Below are 16,594 nucleotides of genomic sequence, written 5' to 3'. Positions count from 1 at the left end.
CTCAGTTACCTCGAATGTCATTTAACTTGGCCACATATTGTGAAGCAACCGCTGTCACTTTCTCGAAATCACCACTAGCAGCTGGCGCTAACAAATTACCACCGACACCAACAGCGACCACTCCGGCATTGAACCACTCAGACATATTTTCCAAGCTGACTCCGCCAGTAGGCATAATATTCAATTGGGGCAATGGTGCTTTGAAAGCGGAAATGATACTAGGACCATAGGCACTTCCTGGAAACAGCTTGATGATGTCTGCGCCTGATTTCAAGGCTTCTTTCATTTCAGTGATCGTCATACAGCCTGGCAAATAAGGTACTTGATACAAATTACAAATCTCAGCTGTATCGCGATCAAATGTCGGACTGACGATATACTCTGCGCCAGCCATAATCGCTAAGCGGGCAGTCACTGCGTCAAGTACCGTGCCAGCTCCTATGATCACTTCTTGGTCCTCTTGATAGTCATTGACTAACTCTGCAATCACTTCAGCAGCTTGCGGAACCGTGAAGGTCAATTCAATTCCTTTAATACCGCCTCGGACGATGGCACGACTAGCTTCCAGCGCTTCTTGCCTTGTAGTGCCTCGAACGACTGCAACGATTCCACAGGCTTTTAACTTTGATAATCGCTCTACTTTTTTCATAAACCCCTCCGTTCTTAATTTCCTATTTGGAAATTAAGTTTTATTATAAAGAAATCTTATCTTTATTATACCTGGTCTTTTTTCTTTTGCAAGGGGTTTCCAAAAGTATTTCAAATGGCTGCTTCGATTTTATCTTTTGTGGCACGTATTTCTTGAAGCAATGTTTGTTTATAGCTCTCGGTCAATCGGTATTTTGGCAGACTGACTGAGAAAGCACCGACAATTTCCTCATCTTTCAAAAGAGCCGCGCCGATACAAAAAATCTCTTTCTCCATTTCTTCATCATCAAAAGCGATCTTCAGCTGACGCACTTCTCTTAACTCTTGATTTAATTTAAGAACATTCGTGATGGTGTTCTCAGTATAAGGTTGTAAAGGTGTTTCATCTAAATAAGCTTCATAGCTTGTCTCATCGAATTCTGCCAATACAGCTTTCCCCATCGCTGAGCTATATAAAGGTCTTGAAATTCCCACCTTCGACGACATGCGAATAGTTTGATTTTGAGGTTCCAGTTTATTGACATACAAGATTTCATTCGCTGTCAAAACCCCCAAATGGATGGTCTCATCGGCTTTTTCCTGCAATTCTTCCAAAAATGGCAGACTGATCTCTACCAAGTCAAGTTCTTGAATATTTTTATTGGCATATTTGACGAGTTTAGATCCTAAGCGGTATTCTTTTTGCTTGTCCTTTGCAACATAGCCGATCAGCTGTAATGTTTCGAGAATCTTTAACGCGGTTGAATTGGTTAAGTCTGTAGCAGCTGCAATCTCTTGCAACGATTTGTTGGGTTCTTCCGCAAGATAATCCATGATTTTCGCGGCTTTAATCAAAACAGTCCCATAGGGTTTCGTCATTTGTATTCCACCTTTGTTTTTTCTATATAAGAAATTATAATCTCTTATAATGAAATAAACAACCAAACTTATCCATCTTCTCTTGCGAAGACGGTATAAGAAGGTTGTTTAAAAAAAGGATAAAGAAAAAAGTTTTACTTTCTGTTTCTCTTCATTGTATGATGATATTACCACGAAAAGGAGCAATAGCATGGACTTAAATGTATTGACCAAAGGAAAAAAAATTTCCGAAAGCGAGCAGCACATCCTCACTTATTTGGTGTCTCATACGGACAAAATCGAAGGCGTCCCTTTGCGAAAAATCGCGCAAGAGCTTTATACTTCTCCAGCAACACTGGTGCGATTAGCACAAAAATTAGGTTTTTCCGGCTATTTGGAATTACTTTATTTCTTAAAAAATCGGCTGAATCGTCAAATGACCACTGAAGCAGCCATTGACTATCAGATCAACACAGAAGGCATTGCAGCCTCTATTGATGCGATCAAAGAAATTTATGCTCAAAACAATGATAAATTCATTACCATTTATGCCACTGGCTTTTCTGGTATCATAGCAGAATACCTTCATAAAAAAATGTTGGTTAATGGTATTAAAACTTTACTGGTGAGTGCTTCTGATTCCGGCGGTATCATTAGTAATAATATCGACAACATCAGTATGCTGATCACGATTTCTAAATCGGGGGAGACACAGAAAGTGCTAGAAAAAATGCAACTAGCGAATGACCATCAAATCCCCACTGTCCTTTTTTGCGGCAATGGTGAACACCGAGCCCATCAACTAGCAAATTTTTCTTTTGGTGTCACTGATGAACGACCATATGATACGCAGAACATCCAATATACGAGTTTTTACGGAAAGCTTTTACTGCTAATGGAGTACCTCGTAGAGGCATTTACTGCCGAAATCAACTAAAAGAGTCCGGGGCTTCAACATATGGAATAGCCAAAAAAATCTAGGATCACCCCTGCTATCTGGCTGGCCCGCTTCGCATCTACTCGATAAATGAAGCCATTCAGTTGCTTTCAGGTCGTTCAATCTTGTTGTTCAATCTCGCTGATACTTCAGCCGCAACCCTTTCTGCTAGTCAAAATAATGTTCAGCGAGCGACGCGTAGGCAGCGCTCGTTTTTTGATTCGGCGTAATGGTCTGCAAGTGGTCTCTTGCTGCCAAACGATGACCAAAATAAAGATCATAAAGACCAAAAATTGGTTCGTTTGCCGGTGACAAATAACATGTCACGCCCAAGATATCAGCTGTTAATTGTGCAATGGCTTTCGATTGGAAAACGCCACCGCTGATCGTCACTTCATCAGTAATTGCTGCCATTTCTTTTAAAACACCAATATTCAACAACATCCCCTCAATTGCTCCACGAATCATATCTGCCCGAGTATGTTGAATCGTCAAACCATGATAAGACGCCTTGATATCAGATGTCCAATAAGGAGCCCGTTCCCCATTGATAAACGGAAAAAAGCGCAGACCATGGCTACCGATTGTGGTTTCTTCAATGATTCTTGGGAGACTCTCATAGAAAGTGTCAGGATCTTGTGCCAATGTTTCTTTGATCCAAGCAAGGACGCACCCCCCATTATTCGACGGAGCACCAATGACATATTGACCCTCTTTAAGGTAATAACAAAAATTTTGCCGCTGATCGAACACCGGTTGATCCGTCACCTTTCGAACAGCAGCACTAGTGCCGATCGTCAAACTATTTTTGATTCCAGTCGATACATACCCTGCATAAGCCGCCAAACAGCCATCACTGGCGCCGCACATGATCTCTACTGTTTCATTCAATCCATAGCGAGCGGCAGCGGACGCAGCAATAGGAAACCGATCGGTCGTGTCACAGATTGGCGCAAACTGTTCAATGGAAAGGTCCAAATAGTGAAGAATCTCTTGACTCCAATTTTTTTCTTCAAGAGAGTAGAGGCCTGTTGCCGATGCAGTACTTCGGTCGATCCAAGGAGCTCCGGTAAATAAAAGCATCACCAATTCTTTCAGCCCATACCATTTCGTCTTGCCATCAAAACCGCCAGCGGATTTGAAGTGAAGCAACTTAGCAAATGGCGACATCGCATGGATCGGTGTCCCAGTCTGCCGATAAAACGATTCTGACAATGAGGATTGACGAAACTCTGCAATCACTTGGCTAGCCTGATTATCTGACCAAATATAGATTTCTTCAAATTTCTCATTTATCACTGGCATTAGACTATGCATCGCTGTACTGAACCCAATCACTGTTATTTGCTCTCGTAAAGAGGAGGGAATCTCCGTGATCCCTTTCAAAAGTACAGCTATAATTTCTGACGCAGACTGTGTGCGACCTTTTTCTGTTTTGGTATAAATAGGAAAAGAACGTTGATAAATGATTTTCCGTTCTTCCAACAAACCGATTTTTATTGCCGTCGTTCCAATATCAATCCCTAAAAACATTCCTCTCGCTCCCTTATCTCTGCTAATTCATTTCTATTTTAGCATACTTAAAAAAGATCCCCGCAAAAAGACCATTGCTCATCTCCCTTTGAATTCTTGACAAACATTTAGAATGTCAGTGATTCCAGCAAAAAAATCCGAATGATTGACAAGAGGGTTGGCAAACATCCAGCTTGCAGCCATCAACTACTGCACCACAGATGCACTCCCTCTCGTTTATCATTCAGATCCTCTATCTCCTCTGTCATCCTCAGACTTTTTAGTGAGCACTAATTGTTGTAAGGTTTTTCAAAGTGACATCTTTTGATCAGAAATGTTTCTCAGCATGTGAAACATTTTAGTGGAGTCCCGGCCAATAATCACCATTTTCTGAGACCAGATCATCTAAGAGATCTTTGGCTACTTTTGCGCTAGGAATGGTTTTGGAAAGGGTTAACGCCTGCCACATTTTTTGGTAACTCTTTTCCACATATGCCTCCACCACTAATTTTTCCACAGTGACTTGTTGGAACATCAAGGCTTGTTGGAAAGATGGTATCTTGCCTTGTGCCAAAGCTTCTGGTCCATCAGAGCCAACAATACAAGGAACTTCCACCATGGCATCATCAGGAAAGTTAGCGATTGCCCCGTTATTCTCAACAATCATGACCATTCGTTCATGCGTATTGAACGCAATTGCTCGTGCCAGATCCACAATAAATGTTGCATGAGCATCGATTTCAAATGCGATACCCTCTGCCGATCCTTGTTCGATGATTTTTTTCGCATGGTCGAAGACTCGCTTTTCTCTTCCTTCCATGACCTCATTCGAACGCGTATATTCGGGATGCTCTTTCATATGATCATAAACGTAATCTGGGTATAAGTAATATTTTAAATACGTATTTGGCAAATACTCTGGTGTCAGAGCCAAAAGATCTTTGGCTTTTTTGTGGGTTTCTTGCCAACTAGGATCTGTATGTTGGGTGTCCACTTCAACTTGAGTGAGATAGCCATTCTGTGCAACATATTCCCTGATTTGTTGGATGTATTCGTTGCCTTCTTTGTCCTTGATGCTGGTCCACCAGCCAAAATGATTCAAGCCAAAATAACGAACTTCTAAGTCTGCTGGATTTTTATCAATAATTTGCGACATCCGTCGCAAGGTGCCCACTGGCATATCGCAAATATTCAATACTTTTGCGTCAGGTCGCAACACACGACAGGCTTCTGCTACAATCGCTGCCGGATTCGAATAATTTAACATCCAGCAATCTGGCGAATACGTTTCCATATAATCAATGATTTCCAACATTCCGGTGATACTGCGCATACCATAAGCGATACCGCCAGGTCCGCAAGTCTCTTGACCGAACACACCATGGCGTAAAGGAACCTTCTCATCTTTTTCCCGCATGTCATATTTGCCTACTCGAATATGAGCCATACAAAAGTCAGCACCAGTAAAAGCTGCTTGCGGATCCGTCGTATAAGAAAATTCGATCTGTGGTGCCTGTTCTTTTAACAAGATCGTCAATGCTTCACCTAAAGTTCTTTGTCGCGCTTCATCATTATCATAAAGTGTCAGCTTTCTCAATGGGAAGCGGTTTTGATTATCTAACAGCATCATCACGATCCCTGGTGTGAAGGTACTTCCTCCACCGGCAATCACTACTGAAAAATTCTTCATCATTCAATCTCTCCTTCTCGTCCAAGAAACTTTTCTAATTCTTCTCGTACTTTTGGTACAGTCAATCCATAAACAACATGGACATTCTCACCATTCTTGATAACGCCTTTGGCTTGGGTTTCTTCTTTTAGCAATGTCTCATCCACTAGTTCTGGATTTTTTAGTTTCAAACGCAATCGTGTGTAACAGTTGTCAATCGTTTTAATATTACTGTCTCCACCTAAACCTTTTGTGATCAATGCTGAAATCGAGTCCGTTGGTACAGATGAAGGGATTACTTCTGCCGTCACTCCAACACCAGCTCCTGCTAACCGTTTCTCTTTGTACTCTTTTTTTGAATACAATTTTGTTTCATTCCCTTCATCTTCCCGACCGACTGTTTTCAAATTCATTTTAGTAATCAAAAAGCGGAAAAGAGCATAATAGAGAAAGAAAAATACTACGCCAACGGCGATATAGATGGGCCAGCGAGTCTTTTCAATCCCTAACGGCAAGTTATACAAAAGGAAATCAATAAAGCCATTCGGACCAATCGCTCTTGAGCCAAAAATATTCAAAGCAACCATACTCAGTCCACTTAATGCGGAATGGATCACGAACAAAACTGGTGCAACGAACATAAACGAAAATTCGATCGGTTCCGTTACCCCAGCAATAAAGGAAGTCACCACTGCTGGGATCAAAATAGCTTTGACCTTGACTCTATTCTCTGGTTTTGCGGTCTGATACATAGCTAGACAGGCACCAAGCAAGCCAAACATTTTTGAAATTCCTCGTGCATCCCAGATGACACTTTGCGAGAGAACCTTTACTGCCGGATCCGCAATTTCTGCAAAGTAAATGTTACGGGCTCCTTCAAAGACTTGACCACCGACTTCAGCGACTCCTCCAAGTGATGTATAGAGAAATGGCGTATAGATCAGATGATGGAGTCCAGTTGGAATCAATAATCTTTCTAGCGTCCCATACAAGAAGATACCGAAGTTTCCTGTTTCTTGAATGATTCCACCTAAGCCATCAATACCCGTTTGAATCACTGGCCATACGATCGAAGACAGAATGGCCAACAAAACGACGGCTGGAATCAAAATGATAAACACAAAACGAGCACCACCATATACCTGAAAGGCGTTATTGAACGTGGTATCGATGAAACGATTATGAATCAATGCAACAATAATTCCTAAAATGATTCCTAAAAAAACACCCATGTCTAAAACTTGAATCCCTAAGACCAGTGCTTGTCCTGATCCTTGAAGTGCATCTGCCGCTACTAGCATCCCCCGAAGTTCCAAGAATTTATTCATGGCATATAAGAATACCAGATAGCCTAATAACGCTGTAAAACCGGCTTCTGCCTTTTTCTTTTTGGCAAGACCAAGAGCGATCCCTACACAAAATATGATGCCGAGATTCGTCAAAATCGGTAGAAGCGAAGCAGATAATATACTCCCAAAACCAGTTGTGATCGGATTATCCAAAAATGGGAAACGCTCAATCAAACGAACGTTTGTGAAAACATTACCAATTGCGATCAAGATTCCGGCAATCGGCAATATCAGTACCGGAACAAACATGGCTTTCGAAAACTTCTGCATCGCATCCATCACTTTTTCTTTCATTGATGAGACTCCTTTACTTTTTTATCGGTAGGTATATTATAGGGAAGTTTGGCGTCCATTGGAACAGGAACCGCTTTCAAATCAACCTGTTGCAAAGTTTGGAATGCGTTTCAGCATTCTAACAAACTCCGCACAAGAAAAATAAAAAAGCGAACCTCGAATTGGCTCGCTTGAGATAACGTGATAGACGATTTTTTGATCATAACGGCTTCACAAAAAACAATTCCAACGGCTGTTCAAAACCTGGTACGTCCATAAGCAACCCACCGGCATCTTTGTAGCCACATTTTCGATAGAAATGCTGACCGCTCTCATCAGACTGAGTAGAGGTCATACACATCCCATACCCTTGTTTCCGCATTTCTGCTTCCCAAAGGCGGAGGAAGTGCCTTCCTCTCCCCTTTCTCTGCTGGGATTCGTTGACCACCAGCATGGTACAAAAGGGAGTGGTATCCCAAAACAATTGATAGCGAAGAATCCCCACAGGTTCTTCCTCATCGGTCAAGATCAACGCCTGTTGATCTTGGAACTTTTTTGCTAATCCTGCTTTTGACAAATGATTATCTAGCTCTAACCAGAATGTCATATCACTTTTTTGCGCATAACGAATCTTCAGCATTTTGGTTTCTCCTTGTCTTTTCCTGAATCGTAAAGCAGCACTATTTTTCTGTTGTTTCTCGGTATTCTTTCAACACAGCCAGAAACGCATCACCGTATTTATCTAACTTGTTTTGACCAACACCTTTGATCTGTAGAAATTCGATAGGAGTTTTAGGCTGCTGCTCCGCAAGTTCCCGCAATGTCTTGTCCGAAAAGACGACATACGGCGGCAAGTTTTGTTCTTGTGCGAGCGTCAATCGCAGGGAACGTAATTGGTCAAACAATTCGTCATCGACGACCAATTGACGTACTTTGGCTTGTTTCCGGTAAACCTTTGCCTTACCTAAAAGAACCTCTACACCGGCAGCTGACACACTGAGCAGGGGGTATTGTCCTTCCGAAGGGACTAAATAGCCTGATGCGGTTAAGTAGTCAATGAGTTGATTGACTTCTTTTTGTGACCAATCTTTCAACAAACCATAGGTTGGCAATTTTTCAAATCCCCATTGGGTGACTTTCTGATCTGCTGATCCGGTCAACACTTTCCCCACTAACGCTTTGCCAAAACGTTCACCCATTCGTTTCACACAGGACAACACTTTTTGCGTCTCAACGGTGATATCTACCTGTTCTCGTTCATCTAAGCAATTGCTGCAGCGGCCACAATCGGGACCGTCTTCCCCAAAATACCGCAATATGTAACGTTGAAGACACATTTGTGTATGCCCATATTGACTCATTTCTCTCAACTTGAGGTATTCATTTTGACGATACTGAATATCGGACTCAGATTGATCGATAAAAAACTGCTGAATCTGCAAATCCTGCGGAGCGTATAATAAAATGGCTTCGCTAGGTTCACCATCTCGTCCGGCACGTCCGGCTTCTTGATAATAAGATTCTAAATTACCGGGGATTTGGGCGTGGATCACAAAGCGCACATTGCTTTTGTTGATTCCCATACCAAAAGCATTGGTTGCTACCATCACTTGAAGACGATCAAAAAGAAAATCTTCTTGGTTTTGCGTACGTTCTTCTTCAGTTAATCCGCCATGATAGCGTCCAGCATTGATAGATTGTTGTTTCAATAAACGATAGATTCGTTCGACTTCTTTGCGTGTGCTGGCATAAATAATCCCTGATTGCCCTTTGTTCATCTTTAAATAGGTCAGCAAATAAGTATCTTTCTGCTCTTTGATAACTTCAAAAGATAGATTTTCGCGAGCAAAACCCGTTTTCACTTGGTTCTCTGGTGGAATCAGCAACAGTCGTTCAATATCTTGGGCAACTTTTGGCGTTGCTGTAGCTGTCAATGCCACCACCGTTGGCCGCTGATCAAAACTATGGATCGTTTCCGCTAAGCGTAAATAGCTAGGACGAAAATCATGTCCCCATTGTGAAATACAGTGGGCTTCATCAACAGCGAGTAGGGATATAGGAACATAGCGCAGCAATTCGCGAAAATGATCTGATTCCAAACGCTCTGGAGCGACATACAGGAGTTTGATTTCTCCTTTCGATGCTTGCCTTAACCGTTGGTTGATTTCCGGAGCTGATAAGGTACTATTGATATAAGCGGCCGGGATACCCATGTCATTCAATGCATCTACTTGATCTTTCATCAATGAAATCAATGGTGAAATAACTAATGTCAGACCGTCTAACAATAAAGCCGGGAGCTGATAACATACAGATTTTCCTCCGCCAGTCGGCATGATGCCTAAAACATTTTGATGAGAAAGAATGGCATTGATGATTGATTCTTGACCTTCCCGAAAGCTGGTATAACCGAATTTATCTCTTAAAACTTGATTGATTGATTGCATAATATCCTCTTTTCCATGTCCATTATACGAGAAAATCCAGTCATTTGAAATGGGAACAGTTTGGGAATCACTTTCGACAGGAACTTTCAGTCTTTGATTTTTTGAGAAAAATATGGAACAATGATTGAAACAAAAAAGGAGTTTGCAGTTTTATGGAAAAAATCGTAATTATCGGTGGCGGCATCATTGGGATGACCTTAGCAAATTATCTAGATACGACGAAGTACCAAGTGACCGTGGTTGACGACCCTACGGGACAAGCTACTAAAGCGAGTGCCGGGATCATTTCCCCCTGGCTTTCGAAACGGCGAAACAAACGATGGTATCAATTAGCTAAAGATGGGGCTGCTTTTTTCGAAAAATTGGCACAAGATTTCTCACTGACCACAGATATTTATCAACGCTCAGGTACATTGATCATTCGCCCAGAAAATCAGTTGGCAGCATTAGCGGAACTGGCGGAGGAACGGCGCAAAGAGGCACCGGAAATCGGTCAAATCACCTGTCTTTCTCCTGCTGAAACGCAGCAAGCTTTACCTTTGCTCAAACCACTCCCGGCTTTGAAAATTTCCGGAGGAGGTCGACTAGATGGCGCTGCTTATCTAGCGTTCCTAGAAGAACGGGCCCGTACCAATGGGGTCGTTTTCATCCAAGGGAAGGCTAGACTTTATAAAGAAAAAAATTGGGTCGTTTCTACTACATACGCAGAAATTCCAGCGGATCATGTTTGTTTAACCGCCGGACCAGGATTAGGCCAACTGTTAGAACACTTGAACTACCACGTCGATGTTCGTCCCCAAAAAGGACAGCTGCTCTCCTTTGAAACGACAGCGTCAGCAAAAGATTGGCCAGTGGCGATGTTAGAAGGCGAAGGCGATTTGATTCCTTTTGCGAATGGGAAGATCCTTTTAGGAGCGACTCACGAAAATGATGGCGGTTGGGATCTGACTCCCACTGAAGCAGCAAAGCAACAATTGCTGACTGGCATCGGTTCATTTTTGGCAGCCCCCGAGAAATTGTTTGCTGCGCCAATGACAGTTCGCGTAGGAACACGGGCCTATACTTCTGACTTTGCGCCATTTTTTGGACTGCTTCCCAGTGAGCCAGGATTAGTGGTCGCCAGCGGACTGGGGTCTTCTGGATTAACCACAGGTCCCTATATCGGTTATTTACTGGCTGAATATTTTAATCAAGGTCAGAACCCTTCTGAAAAGCAAAAACTTTTTGAGAAATATAGTAAACCTATAGCTGCCTATATTACTCAACGTCACTGATGGTAAAAAAAAGGAGCTGTGACAAAAGTCTTGTCGCAGCTCTTTCTTTCGAACAATTGGACAGAATATGCCGCAGCTGTTTTTGCCAGGTGCATCTCCCCTCTTGTTAAACCTCTTTTTTTCTTGAATTTAAGCGTTTAAAATTACCTTTTCTAATAGGGCACCGGCTTGATGATTTCCTTCAAGACCGATCGTTCCTGAAAATTGTTGGACACGTTCCATGTTCGTGATTAGGACGATGACCATCGTTTCTTTGCCTTGTTGTTCGATATAAGGCAAGTCCATCGCTGCTAGTTTCGATTGTGGGGTTACTTGCTCTCCTACTTTTACGAATACTTCAAAGCCTTTGCCATCAAGAGAAACTGTATCGATTCCCATATGGACTAGAACTTCCACACCATTCGATGTGGTGATTCCCACCGCATGTTTGGAAGGGAAAACCGAAGTGACTTCACCACTGACTGGCGAATAGATTTGGCCGTCTTTAGAGTGAATGGCATACCCTTCACCCATCATTTTTGTTGAAAACACTTCGTCGGGTACATCTTCCAATGGAATGTATTCTCCTTGCGTTACAGCATGTAAATCAAGTTCGTTGGTGAAGGTTTCTGTTTCTGCTTGATTAGGGACTAGGAAATAAGTCAGAGCAAAAGAGGAACCGATCGCCAAGACAATGCCTAGGACCGCATAGATAAAGTATTCACCAATATAAGCCGGCAAACTAAAGATACTGGATAAAATATAGCCATAGATCCTTACGCCAAAAAAGCTGATGAACGCTGATGCAATCGAACTACCGATGGTAGCTGCTAAAAATGCTTTTTTATATTTTGATAAAATCCCAAACAATGCTGGCTCAGTGATGCCCAGCAATCCTGACACAGCTGAGGACAAAATGATTGATTTTTCTTCTTTTGATCTTACTTTAAAGTAAATCGCTGCGGTTGCGCCGGTGATCGCCATATTTGCCATGAACATCATTGGCATCAACATATCATACCCTTGATTGGCAAAGTTTTGTAATGCGATTGGCGTCATTGCATGGTGTAATCCGGTAAAGATCGCAATTGGACGAATAGCACCTACAACAATTCCTGCCAATACAGGAGAAATCGTAAACAAGCCAGCTACACCATCTGCAAGCAAATTGCCTAAATGAATACTGATTGGACCAATAACTGTCAGTGTAATCAGTCCAGCCACAAACAAGGAAATCGTCGGTGTAAAGACGGTCCGCAGAACTTGCGGCAATACCTTGTCTACCAAGCGATAAATGTAGCTTAATGCTAAAACAGCAAAAATGATTGGAATAACGGTACCCGCATAATTGAAAACGGGAACTGGTAAAACCCCAAACAGTCGAAAGGCCGAAATATTGCCTTCAGCAACTGCATTCGTCATCGTTGGAAATTGTAATGTTGCAGCAATGGCGATTGCCAAGTATTGATTCGTTTTAAAGATGCGCGCAGCAGAAGCAGCAACAAAAAATGGCAAGAAGGTAAATACGCCGCTGGCGATCATATCAATGACTAAATACGTATCTGTTTGATTGGAAATCACATTTAAGGCAACCAATCCTGCCATCAACCCTTTAATCATTCCTGCCCCAGCGATTGCTGGAACAATTGGTCCGAATACACCGGAGACTGTATCCATAAACAACGAGACAGCGCCTTTTTTCTCTGAAGACTCTTGACTCTTTTCATCCAAACCAAGTTCTTTGGCTAATGGAGCATAATAATCCGCTACATCTGTACCGATCACCACTTGGAGCTGATTGCTTTGATATTTCGTTCCCACCACTTTAGGTATTTTTTCTAAAGCAGTATAGTCAACTTTCTTTTCATCCTTCAAATCAAAACGAAGCCGCGTCATACAATGCCAAGCATTATTGATATTCTCGGATCCACCAACATCTTTTATGATCTGTTTTACGATGTCTTCTTTCATCATCATTTTTTCCTCCTGTTGTTTGCTAACGGACTTGAATCTTGAGGCGCCTTTTCAAGTGGGTCCGTTTTCACACACATAGTAGCATGGCTGCACCCGCTTGTAAAACCAGTCCTTTTATTAAAAAAACCGACCAAAAAGGCTATGTATCAACAAATAAATAAGAATCTATCTAAAATTGGACTGGTTTTATGAGCCATAGCCATCTTTTTTTGGACCAAATTGACAGCGGTTGCTCTGCGTGTTTCAATGGCTATATCAACTAGATACAAAAATTGGAGTGAATAAAATGACACCAACGATCATCACCGACGTCAAATCCTTTGCGATCAAACCTGATCGCCATAACCTTGTTGTCGTTAAAGTAGAAACCAATAAAGGAATTTCCGGACTAGGCTGTAGTACGTTTCAATTTCGTCCTTTAGCAGTCAAAACAGTCGTTGACGAATATTTACGTCCCCTTCTGATGGGTAGAGACGCGAATGAAATCGAAGACATCTGGCAAGTCATGAATGTCAATTCCTATTGGCGCAACGGTCCGATCACAAACAATGCCATCTCTGGTGTTGATATGGCATTATGGGATATCAAGGGACAGTTAGCTGATATGCCTCTGTATCAACTGCTGGGGGGAAAAGCAAGAACCGCGATCCCTGCTTATACTCATGCGGTAGCAGATAATTTAGACGATCTCTATCACGAAATCGATCGCTTTTTGGCAGCCGGTTATCGCTATATTCGTTGCCAGCTCGGGTTCTATGGCGGGAATCCAAGCCAGCTGCAAACACCCGAAGAACCAATCTCCGGCTCTTACTTTGATCAGACAGATTATATGGAAACGACTTTGAAGATGTTCGCAGCGATCAAAGAAAAATATGGCAACCAATTTCAAATGCTGCATGATGTTCATGAACGCCTCCATCCGAATCAAGCCATTCAGTTTGCCAAAGCAGCAGAACCTTATCAGCTCTTTTTCTTGGAAGATATTCTGCCGCCTGACCAAAATCACTGGCTGACACAATTACGCAGTCAGTCAGCAACCCCCATTGCAACAGGTGAATTGTTCAATAATCCAATGGAATGGCAAGAACTAGTCAAAAATCGGCAGATCGATTTCATGCGGGCCCATGTATCACAGATTGGCGGCATTACGCCAGCATTGAAGCTGGCTCATTTTTGCGATGCGATGGGGGTTCGAATTGCCTGGCATACGCCTTCTGATATCAGTCCAGTCGGCTTGGCAGTCAATACGCATTTGAATATCCATCTGCACAATGCCGCGATCCAAGAAACGATCGAGTTGCCGGCAAATACCCAATCCGTGTTTGTTGGCAGTCCCCAACCCAAAGGCGGCTTCTTCTATCCAATGGAAAAAAGCGGGATCGGTATTACATTTGATGAAGAAGCTGCGGCTGATTTTCCGGTCGTTTACCGCCCCCATGAGTGGACACAAAGCAGAACGCCGGATGGTACACTAATCACACCTTAAATAATGATCCTAAAAAACTCAGCAGCCTGACTCAAATTGTTGAATCAGAGCTCTGAGTTTTTTTGATTTATCGTCTAGGAAATTTGTGGCTCTTCCTCTGCCGATCAATCGATGCGTGAACGATGGATTTCTCGATCGAAAGGTCGAATATAGGTGACTGCATAGTCGATGGCGACGATGTTGCTGAATTCATAGACCCGCCCATCTTCCAAAATTGCCCGATTCGTGATTTGCATCGCTGGGGTCCCCCGTTTGCACAGCAAGATTGCCGACTGGGCCATTGAAGTCGCAATCGGGGTATAACTACTGATGTAGTGGGAAATCCGATATCCGCAACTCTCAACATAGCGCTGAATTGAATGTTCTACTACCTCTTGAGTGACATTAGGAAATAATCCTACCGGTAGCTTCGACGTTTCTAGCTGTTCAATCTTATAATTGACGATTCGCACCCGTTCAAAGGTCCAAACTTCTTCATTGTCTGCTAACTGAAAGATTTTTTGTTCATCTGGGGTAGCGGGTGCTTTACTCAAAGAAATCATTTTGGAGTGGATCCGATCGTAAGGAGTCCGTGTCAAGGAATTAAAGATCATGGGATTTTTGACCCACTTCTCATGGATAAAGATTCCCGATCCTTGGACCACACGAACGATGCCGATTTCTTCTAAATTTTTGATTGCTTGTTGAATCGTAAAGCGGGAAACGCCATAATTTCTGGCAAGTTCTCTTTGATTCGGTAATTTTCCTTCAATAAATTCTTCCTGATAAATTTTACTAAGCAAATCTTGAACGATAAATTCTCGTTTTTTCATAAAAACTCCCCTCACTTGCTCTCAGCTGTCGCCAGAACAGATAGCCCATCTTCTAGAGCGATTGAAAGATGCACCTCACAGCAGATAGAGCATCGTCGCTTGTCCAGTATCATTACGAACTATTGTACTCGAATGTACTCGAAAATCAATCTGCTGAATCATTGGCTCTAGAGTTAAAAAATTAGAATCTGTATCAAACCAGGCGTGTCGCCACAGAAATGAGTATTTCTATATCAGCTAGCTTGATGTAGTTCATGAATGGTCAACACCTTAATCAAACAAGGATCAATCAAAAAAGATGTCACGAACTGTTAAACAGATTCGTCACACCATCGTATGAATCGATTATTGCACTTATTCCGAGAAAAAAATTAGTCGGACGGATCAGATTCCCAGTAATCCCGGAGTTCTTCATTGATTGTTTCAACATTCACTGATTCTCTTTGTTCCTCTGGTTGCTCTTCGTTTGGCACATCACCAACCGCTTTTAGACAATCAGGCGTGACTGTTTCACCTGCTTCAGCAGCCGTCAGTATTTTCTCAATTTTTATTTTGTGGGTCCAGTCAGCACCCATGTCATAAATGTAGGTCAGTGTTTGGCAGGTTTGGAAATCATGGTCGATCACTAATGCATTTGTAGGTTCCGTGTTCGGCACATCGATTGAATTATTGCCGGCAAGAAAAAGGTAGAGCTGTGAATCCTGCCATTGAAAAGCAATTTGGATCATATTATGGAGTTGTTCATAACTAATGCCTGCAGGAATGAGCATCCTTCGCCAAATCGGCGGCTTGAAACCTTCCAAATCAATACGGATTTGATATGCAGCGATTCTTTCTTCGCTAGCTTCAGGAACTTTTTTTATTGGAAAAGGGACGATTTTTGGCGATCGTTGATTTTCATAGGGATGTTCGATCGGAACCAAATCATGATCTTCCGGTTCGACATCATGAAGCATCTCTAGCATTGCCGCTTTCTTCTCTGAAGACCAGAAATGCGGTTTTGACATGCGAGAGTAAAACACAGGCTGTTTTTCTGCAAGAACAAAGATAATCTCTTGGTATTGTTCTTTTGTGATGTGCTGTTCTTTATACATGCAATAATAAAAATCTTCAATAGCTAATTTAGCAAAGGGGAGGAAATTCAAATCATAAGGAATCTCTTGAGGCATCATTTCCGTATAGACCCATTCGACAAACTCTTTGTCTGTCAGCATTCTTTTATTCGTCTTTTGTTCTGCACAAAAAATCAAATAAAAAACCGGATCTAAGTAATGATCTAAATCATCATTACTGACAACACTCGGACCGCCGAACAACGCGACATGATCCATCATGTGATCGATTACTTTTGCTAATTTTTTCAATGTTTTTTCCAAAAAAATACCGCTCCTTTCTAT

At 42.2% G+C, this 16,594-nt stretch carries 13 protein-coding genes; 3 read left to right on the top strand and 10 right to left on the bottom strand.

All coding sequences use genetic code 11. From position 1 onward, the window contains the following. Position 1: 1 nt before the first annotated feature. Together FE005_RS11110 and FE005_RS11105 are read right to left on the bottom strand one after the other, a co-directional pair. The gene (locus FE005_RS11110) at positions 2–649 is read right to left on the bottom strand and encodes a bifunctional 4-hydroxy-2-oxoglutarate aldolase/2-dehydro-3-deoxy-phosphogluconate aldolase (RefSeq protein WP_003127150.1); all 648 of its coding nucleotides are present in this window, start codon (positions 647–649) and stop codon (positions 2–4) included. Between the two features lie 110 nt (positions 650–759). Then, positions 760–1,512 (bottom strand): IclR family transcriptional regulator, encoded by a 753-nt coding sequence (locus tag FE005_RS11105; protein ID WP_029486913.1) that lies wholly within the window; start codon positions 1,510–1,512, stop codon positions 760–762. Positions 1,513–1,696: 184 nt separating this feature from the next. Here FE005_RS11105 and FE005_RS11100 point away from each other — a divergent pair, with 184 nt between their 5' ends. Beyond that, the gene (locus FE005_RS11100; protein WP_086269236.1) at positions 1,697–2,422 is read left to right on the top strand and encodes a MurR/RpiR family transcriptional regulator; all 726 of its coding nucleotides are present in this window, start codon (positions 1,697–1,699) and stop codon (positions 2,420–2,422) included. 168 nt (positions 2,423–2,590) lie between these two features. On the opposite strand, the gene FE005_RS11095 is transcribed toward FE005_RS11100, so the two are convergent. From FE005_RS11095 to recQ, 5 genes are all read right to left on the bottom strand, one after another. Next, positions 2,591–3,955 (bottom strand): gluconokinase, encoded by a 1,365-nt coding sequence (locus FE005_RS11095; RefSeq protein ID WP_113849851.1) that lies wholly within the window; start codon positions 3,953–3,955, stop codon positions 2,591–2,593. A 337-nt stretch (positions 3,956–4,292) separates the two neighbouring features. After that, a complete protein-coding gene (locus tag FE005_RS11090) occupies positions 4,293–5,627 on the bottom strand; it encodes a 6-phospho-alpha-glucosidase (protein ID WP_196774967.1) in 1,335 nt (444 codons plus the stop codon). Then, positions 5,624–7,246: a PTS transporter subunit EIIC gene (locus tag FE005_RS11085; RefSeq protein WP_138371784.1), complete on the bottom strand. Its 1,623-nt coding sequence runs from the start codon at positions 7,244–7,246 to the stop codon at positions 5,624–5,626. Before FE005_RS11085 ends, FE005_RS11090 begins: the two co-directional genes overlap by 4 nt. A gap of 199 nt (positions 7,247–7,445) precedes the next feature. After that, positions 7,446–7,865, bottom strand: a complete 420-nt coding sequence (locus tag FE005_RS11080; RefSeq protein WP_138371783.1) for a GNAT family N-acetyltransferase — start codon at positions 7,863–7,865, stop codon at positions 7,446–7,448. A 40-nt stretch (positions 7,866–7,905) separates the two neighbouring features. Further along, on the bottom strand, positions 7,906–9,672 hold the full coding sequence (gene recQ, locus FE005_RS11075; RefSeq protein WP_003127130.1) for a DNA helicase RecQ: 1,767 nt from the start codon (positions 9,670–9,672) through the stop codon (positions 7,906–7,908). 152 nt (positions 9,673–9,824) lie between these two features. On the opposite strand from recQ, the gene FE005_RS11070 reads away from it, so the two are divergent. After that, a complete protein-coding gene (locus FE005_RS11070; protein ID WP_103300034.1) occupies positions 9,825–10,946 on the top strand; it encodes an FAD-binding oxidoreductase in 1,122 nt (373 codons plus the stop codon). Positions 10,947–11,075: 129 nt separating this feature from the next. On the opposite strand, the gene FE005_RS11065 is transcribed toward FE005_RS11070, so the two are convergent. Next, positions 11,076–12,899, bottom strand: coding sequence for a glucose PTS transporter subunit IIA (locus FE005_RS11065; RefSeq protein WP_138372213.1), 1,824 nt, complete (start codon positions 12,897–12,899; stop codon positions 11,076–11,078). Positions 12,900–13,185: 286 nt separating this feature from the next. Here FE005_RS11065 and FE005_RS11060 point away from each other — a divergent pair, with 286 nt between their 5' ends. After that, positions 13,186–14,385: an enolase C-terminal domain-like protein gene (locus tag FE005_RS11060; RefSeq protein ID WP_103300033.1), complete on the top strand. Its 1,200-nt coding sequence runs from the start codon at positions 13,186–13,188 to the stop codon at positions 14,383–14,385. Between the two features lie 104 nt (positions 14,386–14,489). Here the strand turns inward: FE005_RS11060 and FE005_RS11055 are convergent, their stop codons facing one another. Beyond that, a complete protein-coding gene (locus tag FE005_RS11055) occupies positions 14,490–15,197 on the bottom strand; it encodes a GntR family transcriptional regulator (RefSeq protein WP_005472428.1) in 708 nt (235 codons plus the stop codon). Between the two features lie 371 nt (positions 15,198–15,568). Then, positions 15,569–16,573, bottom strand: coding sequence for a plasmid pRiA4b ORF-3 family protein (locus tag FE005_RS11050; RefSeq protein WP_005472426.1), 1,005 nt, complete (start codon positions 16,571–16,573; stop codon positions 15,569–15,571). Between the last annotated feature and the right edge of the window lie 21 nt (positions 16,574–16,594).

The sequence above is a fragment of the Enterococcus sp. M190262 genome, from assembly GCF_005843965.1.
Taxonomy (GTDB): domain Bacteria; phylum Bacillota; class Bacilli; order Lactobacillales; family Enterococcaceae; genus Enterococcus_D; species Enterococcus_D gallinarum.
The sequence above is the reverse complement of the archived record's forward strand: the minus strand, read 5'-3'. Positions and strand labels throughout refer to the sequence as shown.

What these genes read in the sequence shown, in the direction of transcription:
- FE005_RS11110 (WP_003127150.1), bottom strand. Translation starts at nt 649, where the DNA reads ATGAAAAAAGTAGAGCGATTATCAAAGTTAAAAGCCTGTGGAATCGTT.
- FE005_RS11100 (WP_086269236.1), top strand. Translation starts at nt 1,697, where the DNA reads ATGGACTTAAATGTATTGACCAAAGGAAAAAAAATTTCCGAAAGCGAG.
- FE005_RS11095 (WP_113849851.1), bottom strand. Translation starts at nt 3,955, where the DNA reads ATGTTTTTAGGGATTGATATTGGAACGACGGCAATAAAAATCGGTTTG.
- FE005_RS11090 (WP_196774967.1), bottom strand. Translation starts at nt 5,627, where the DNA reads ATGATGAAGAATTTTTCAGTAGTGATTGCCGGTGGAGGAAGTACCTTC.
- FE005_RS11085 (WP_138371784.1), bottom strand. Translation starts at nt 7,246, where the DNA reads ATGAAAGAAAAAGTGATGGATGCGATGCAGAAGTTTTCGAAAGCCATG.
- FE005_RS11080 (WP_138371783.1), bottom strand. Translation starts at nt 7,865, where the DNA reads ATGCTGAAGATTCGTTATGCGCAAAAAAGTGATATGACATTCTGGTTA.
- recQ (WP_003127130.1), bottom strand. Translation starts at nt 9,672, where the DNA reads ATGCAATCAATCAATCAAGTTTTAAGAGATAAATTCGGTTATACCAGC.
- FE005_RS11070 (WP_103300034.1), top strand. Translation starts at nt 9,825, where the DNA reads ATGGAAAAAATCGTAATTATCGGTGGCGGCATCATTGGGATGACCTTA.
- FE005_RS11065 (WP_138372213.1), bottom strand. Translation starts at nt 12,899, where the DNA reads ATGATGAAAGAAGACATCGTAAAACAGATCATAAAAGATGTTGGTGGA.
- FE005_RS11060 (WP_103300033.1), top strand. Translation starts at nt 13,186, where the DNA reads ATGACACCAACGATCATCACCGACGTCAAATCCTTTGCGATCAAACCT.
- FE005_RS11055 (WP_005472428.1), bottom strand. Translation starts at nt 15,197, where the DNA reads ATGAAAAAACGAGAATTTATCGTTCAAGATTTGCTTAGTAAAATTTAT.